Origin of the sequence: Burkholderia sp. AU27893, assembly GCF_002223205.1 — a bacterium.
Classification (GTDB): domain Bacteria; phylum Pseudomonadota; class Gammaproteobacteria; order Burkholderiales; family Burkholderiaceae; genus Burkholderia.
The window spans coordinates 1-689 of sequence record NZ_NKFD01000020.1; the positions used below are offsets into that span (position 1 = coordinate 1).

Annotated in this window: 1 protein-coding gene; it reads right to left on the reverse strand. The window is 64.6% G+C overall.

Annotation, left to right across the window (positions count from 1 at the left end):
- The coding region (locus CFB47_RS40045) for a 3-hydroxybutyrate dehydrogenase (protein WP_089464398.1) at positions 1 to 689 on the reverse strand (689 nt) is incomplete at both ends.

Below are 689 nucleotides of genomic sequence, written 5' to 3' on the forward strand. Positions count from 1 at the left end.
AAGGCCGACAGGAACAGCACCGTCTGCGCGACGTCCTGAACGGTCGTGAACACGCCGTCGACCGTATTGCCGAGCATCACCTTCTTCACCACTTCCTCTTCGCTGATCCCGAGCTCCTTCGCCTGCTCCGGAATCTGCTTGTCGACCAGCGGCGTGCGCACGAAGCCCGGACACACGACGTGCGAGCGCACGTTGTGCTTCGCGCCTTCCTTCGCCAGCACGCGGGCCAGGCCGAGCAGGCCGTGCTTGGCCGTCACGTACGCCGACTTCAGCGGCGACGCTTCGTGCGAATGCACCGAACCCATGTAGATCACGACACCGCCGCGATCGTCCTTGTACATGTGCTTGAGCGCCGCCTTGGTCGTCAGGAACGCGCCGTCGACGTGGATCGCCTGCATCTTCTTCCAGTCGGCAAACGAATAGTTCTCGATCGGGTTGACGATCTGGATGCCCGCGTTCGACACGAGGATGTCGACCGAGCCGAACGTTTCGGCCACCTTGTCGATGCCGCTGTTCACGGCTTCCTCGTTCGTCACGTCCATCGCGACGCCGATCGCCTTGCCGCCCGCCTTGACGATCTCGTCGGCGACCGCGTTCGCGCCGTCCTGGTTCAGGTCGGCGATCGCGACGGCCGCGCCCGCTTTCGCGAGCTCGAGTGCGATTTCCTTGCCGATGCCGCTTGCGGCGCC